This is a genomic window from Methylophaga sp. UBA2689, assembly GCA_002354555.1.
Lineage (GTDB): Bacteria > Pseudomonadota > Gammaproteobacteria > Nitrosococcales > Methylophagaceae > Methylophaga.
Genome location: DELT01000074.1, coordinates 1 through 5,316 on the forward strand (window position 1 = coordinate 1; position 5,316 = coordinate 5,316).

At 46.3% G+C, this 5,316-nt stretch carries 6 protein-coding genes; all 6 read left to right on the top strand.

What is annotated here, in order from left to right:
* On the top strand, positions 1-1,718 hold a 1,718-nt coding region (gene glnE, locus B3M51_RS08945; protein ID WP_292758437.1), incomplete at its 5' end, for a bifunctional [glutamate--ammonia ligase]-adenylyl-L-tyrosine phosphorylase/[glutamate--ammonia-ligase] adenylyltransferase.
* 42 nt (positions 1,719-1,760) lie between these two features.
* Complete coding sequence (locus B3M51_RS08950; protein WP_292358163.1) at positions 1,761-2,690, top strand: branched-chain amino acid transaminase; 930 nt, start codon at positions 1,761-1,763, stop codon at positions 2,688-2,690.
* A 46-nt stretch (positions 2,691-2,736) separates the two neighbouring features.
* Positions 2,737-3,486, top strand: coding sequence for a YebC/PmpR family DNA-binding transcriptional regulator (locus B3M51_RS08955; RefSeq protein ID WP_292482596.1), 750 nt, complete (start codon positions 2,737-2,739; stop codon positions 3,484-3,486).
* 15 nt (positions 3,487-3,501) lie between these two features.
* Complete coding sequence (ruvC, locus tag B3M51_RS08960) at positions 3,502-4,041, top strand: crossover junction endodeoxyribonuclease RuvC (protein WP_292482594.1); 540 nt, start codon at positions 3,502-3,504, stop codon at positions 4,039-4,041.
* The gene (gene ruvA / locus B3M51_RS08965) at positions 4,038-4,634 is read left to right on the top strand and encodes a Holliday junction branch migration protein RuvA (RefSeq protein WP_292482591.1); all 597 of its coding nucleotides are present in this window, start codon (positions 4,038-4,040) and stop codon (positions 4,632-4,634) included. Before ruvC ends, ruvA begins: the two co-directional genes overlap by 4 nt.
* A gap of 2 nt (positions 4,635-4,636) precedes the next feature.
* On the top strand, positions 4,637-5,316 hold a 680-nt coding region (gene ruvB, locus B3M51_RS08970), incomplete at its 3' end, for a Holliday junction branch migration DNA helicase RuvB (protein WP_292758440.1).

The window sequence follows — 5,316 nt, forward strand, 5'->3', positions numbered from 1 at the left end:
CCTTAAAAAATGCGTATGTGTTTCTGCGTCGAACAGAACATCGTATTCAGGCCTGGGCAGATCAACAAACACATTTATTACCCAGTAATAATGAGGCCCGAATTCGTTTAGCAAGGAGTATGGGATTTGAGAGCTGGACTGCTTTTGTTGAAACTCTCAGTGAACATCGGCAGCAGGTGCATGAACATTTCCAACAATTACTGACTGCACCACAGGCCGATGATGAGAGTACCGACAGTATTGCATTGTTAACTTCCAGCGAAGCAGAAATAACGTCTTATCTTGAAACATGGGGATATCACGAACCAGAGCAATCCCAACAGACGATTGAAAAATTGTTGAACCTACATGTCGTGAAAAACCTTAGTCATACCGGTCTCGGACGTCTCAAAAAATTATTGCCATTATTGGTTCAGGCTGCTGCTGGCACTGATGAGCCTGATACTTGCCTGAATCGGATGATTCCGTTATTGGAATCGATTATGCGACGTTCAGCCTATATGTCGCTATTAGTTGAAAATACCCTGGCCTTATCTCAACTGGTCAAACTCTGTGCGGCAAGTCCATTAATTAGCCATCAGTTAGCACGTTATCCAGTATTACTGGATGAATTGCTGGATCCGCGATCACTTTACGAAGTGCCTGGCCGAGAACAGCAACAAGCCTTATTAAACCAGTTCCTCTCAGCTGCTGAAGACACCGATCTTGAACAGCAAATGAATTTATTGCGGGAGTTTCGGCAAATTGCCACTTTGCATGTTGCTGCAGCAGATGTCACCGAAGTATTACCGTTGATGCGGATCGGTGATCAACTCAGCGAATTGGCAGAAATTTTGTTGGAACGTGTGTTGCAATTGGCTTGGCAATATCTGATCTCGCGTCACGGATTACCGCCCGCTGCGGATAAAGATGATATGACGGAGTGCGGCTTTAGTGTCATTGCCTATGGAAAATTAGGTGGACTGGAGTTGGGGTATGGCTCAGATCTGGATTTAGTTTTTGTATTTGATGATGCGCGGGAGGGAATGACTGATGGTGATAAACCTGTCGATTTGATGGTGTTTTATACACGTTTGGCTCAGCGGATGATCCACTTATTAAATACTGTGACTGCGGGTGGAGTGCTTTATGAAGTCGATATGCGACTGAGGCCAAGGGGTAATTCAGGGTTGCTGGTGAGTCCAATTTCAGGCTTTGATGATTATCAACAAAATGAAGCCTGGACGTGGGAACATCAGGCTCTGGTCAGAGCCAGGTGTGTCGCAGGAGATAAAAAATTAGCTGAAGAATTCAGTAACATTCGCCAGCAAGTTTTGTCCAAATCACGTACTGAATCCGAGCTGGCAAAAGAAGTCAGTGAAATGCGCCATAAAATGCGTCAGCAACTGGATAAGTCGTCTGCAGGAAATTTTGATCTTAAGCAGGGCGTAGGTGGTATCACTGATATTGAATTTATGGTGCAATATGCAGTACTTGCTTGGTCAGCAAGCTTGCCAGATCTGATGGTTTACACCGATAATATCCGAATTTTGGATGCTTTAGTCGCGACAGGCAAGCTCAGTGAACAAGAAGGGAACATGCTCGCAGATGCTTATCGCTATTATCGTAGTGAAGCAAATCATTGTGTTCTTCAGGAACAACCGGCAGTGGTGCCGGAGGCCAAAGTGGCCGATTTTCAGCAACAAGTGAACGCAATTTGGCAACGCTGGTTACGTTAAAACCAGTTTGATATCAATATTAAGTCTCAAAAGTAGGTAATTATGGCAGCAGTAACAATGGCAGATCGTGATGGCGTTATCTGGTTGGATGGCGAATTTGTGCCTTGGCGCGAAGCTAAAGTCCATGTGCTGACGCATACACTGCACTACGGAATGGGGGTGTTTGAAGGAGTCCGTGCCTATCAAACAGATGCTGGCGCTGCTATTTTTCGCCTGCAGGAGCATACAGACCGGCTCTTCCGTAGCGCCAAGATTCTCGGTATGAACATCCCGTTTGATAAAGCGACTTTAAACGAAGCACAACGTGCTGTGGTTCGAGATAACAAACTGGATTCTGCCTATATTCGTCCGATGTGTTTTTATGGTTCTGAAGGCATGGGTATCCGCGCTGACAATTTAAAAACACATGTGATGGTGGCTGCCTGGAGCTGGGGTTCCTATCTGGGTGAAGAAAACATGACCCGCGGTATTCGCATTAAAACCTCATCGTTTACCCGTCACCATGTGAATATCACCATGTGTAAAGCCAAAGCCAATGGCAACTACATGAATTCGATGATGGCGTTGCAGGAAGCCGTGAATGATGGTTATGACGAAGCACTTTTATTAGATGCCAATGGCTTTGTTACTGAAGGCAGTGGGGAAAACTTTTTTATGGTGCGTGATGGTGTACTTTATACACCTGAGTTGACCTCTGCACTGGAGGGTATTACCCGCGATACTGTTATGCGTCTGGCAAACGACATTGGTTTGAAAGTCATTGAAAAACGCATCACTCGTGATGAAGTTTATATCTGTGATGAAGCCTTTTTCACCGGCACTGCCGCAGAAGTGACCCCTATTCGTGAATTGGATAATCGTCCTATTGGCGAGGGTAAACGCGGCCCAATCACTGAACAGTTACAAAGCATGTATTTCGACCAGGTTTACGGTCGCAGCGAATATTATCGCGACTGGAATACCCTGGTTTAATTCAGGAAAAAACTATTTAACGTAATAACAAAGAGGTTAGTACCAAATGGCAGGTCATAGTAAATGGGCGAATATCCAGCATAGAAAAGGTGCGCAAGATGCCAAACGCGGTAAATTGTTCACACGGCTGATTCGTGAAATTACTGTTGCTGCCAGAATGGGCGGTAGCGATCCTGCCACTAATCCACGGTTACGTGCTGCTATCGATAAAGCGTTGGGCAGCAATATGACTAAAGATGTTATTGAGCGTGCTTCCAAGCGTGGTGCCGGCGAACTGGAAGGTGCGGCATACGAAGAAATTCGTTATGAAGGATATGGTCCCAACGGTATTGCCATTATGGTTGATTGCATGACCGATAATCGTAACCGTACTGTTGCCGAAGTGCGCCATGTTTTCAGCAAGCGCGGCGGTAACATGGGAACCGATGGCTGTGTGGCCTTTATGTTTAATCAAAAAGGCATTATCAGTCTGGTGCCGGGTGTGGATGAAGACTCCGTCATGGAAGTAGCGCTGGAAGCCGGTGCAGAAGATATTGTCACCAATGACGATGGTTCCATTGATGTATTTACCACGCCGGATGACTATGCCGTCGTTAAAGATGCTTTGGATGGAGCAGGCTTTGAGTCGCAATCAGCCGAAGTCACTATGCATCCGGACAATACCGTCAGCCTGGATCTGGATGACGCACAAAAAGCCATTGCCATGATTGATGCGTTTGAAGAGCTGGATGATGTACAACAGGTCTATTCAAATGCAGACTTTTCTGATGAGGTGATGGCGCAGCTGGAGAACTAGCGGCCCATCCCCACTATGTCACGCATTCTCGGTGTTGATCCCGGCTCCCGTAAAACTGGTTTTGGCATCATAGAGCTTGACGGTAAACAGATTAAACATGTCATCAATGGCAGACTGCTGGTGGGTGATGGCGAATTTGCCGATCGTTTGAAGCAGATTTTTGATGGACTGACCGATCTGATTCTACGTTATCAACCGGAAATTATGGCCATCGAGCAGGTATTTCTGCATAAAAATGCTGATTCAGCATTGAAACTTGGTCAGGCTCGAGGTGCTGCCATTTGTGCCGGAGTCAATCAACAGTTAAAAGTCCACGAATATACCGCTACTCAAATAAAAAAAGCTGTTGTTGGTAATGGACATGCCAAAAAAGAACAGGTCCAGTATATGATGTCAGTCATGTTGCAATTAAAAGAAGCACCAATGGAAGATGCCGCAGATGCCTTGGCCTGTGCGGTAACCCATGCAAATCATGCAGCACTGGATAGTCTCAGCAATAAACTTCCCGCAGGAATGCGCATCAGTCGTCGTCGAGGAGGACGCTATAGCCGATGATTGGTCGTCTTACCGGAATTATTATCGAAAAACAGCCGCCGGAATTAGTGCTGGATGTAAATGGAGTGGGCTATGAAGTCTCCGCTCCCATGTCAACGTTTGTAAATTTGCCGCCACTCAATGAAAAAGTGAGTTTATATACCCATTTAGTCGTGCGCGAAGATGCCCAACTGTTGTATGGTTTTGCTACTACTCGCGAACGATTATTATTTCGCAGTTTACTTAAGGTAAATGGGGTGGGAGCGAAACTGGCGCTGACGATTTTATCAGGTAGTGACGTTGATAGCTTTGCCAGAAGTGTGCAGGAAGGTGATGCCGCAAGTTTGACGCGTTTGCCGGGTGTCGGTAAAAAGACAGCAGATCGTCTTATTATAGAGATGCGCGACAGACTCAAAGAAGTCGGTTCTGCAATGGGGCTTGATGAACAAATTACCACGAATATGCCGAGCAGTAGCGGAGCACGAAAAGAAGCACTGGAAGCTTTGATTGCTTTAGGGTATAAAGCCGCCGAAGCAGACAGAATGATCCGTAGTTTTGATGCCCAGGATATGACTACCGAGCAAATCATCAGACAGGCGTTACAGCGTAACTAACTATGGATGAACGTTTTATTACTCCGCAAACGCTGAATGATGATGACCGGGTGGATCGTGCTATACGACCCATTAGATTAGAGGATTATATCGGACAGCCAGTGGTGCGCGAGCAGATGGAGTTATTTGTTTCAGCGGCTCGGCAACGCAAAGAAGCATTGGACCACACCCTGATATTCGGTCCGCCGGGTCTGGGTAAAACCACATTGGCCCATATTATTGCCAACGAAATGGGCGTTAATTTAAGACAAACTTCGGGACCGGTTTTAGAGCGTCCTGGTGATTTGGCAGCATTACTGACGAATCTCGAGCCGAATGATGTATTGTTTGTCGATGAAATTCATCGGTTAAGCCCGGTGGTTGAAGAAGTGTTGTATCCGGCGATGGAAGATTACCAGATCGATATCATGATCGGTGAAGGGCCGGCAGCACGTTCGATTAAGCTGGATCTTGAGCCTTTTACTCTGGTCGGAGCAACAACCCGGGCAGGTTCGCTGACCTCACCTTTACGAGATCGGTTTGGTATTGTGCAGCGATTGGAATTTTACAATGTCGCTGATTTAAGTACGATTGTGCAGCGAAGCGCACGTATTCTAGGGTTAACGCTGGACGTTAAAGGTGCAGGTGAAATTGCTCACCGTTCCAGAGGCACGCCACGGATAGCCAACCGTTTATTACGACG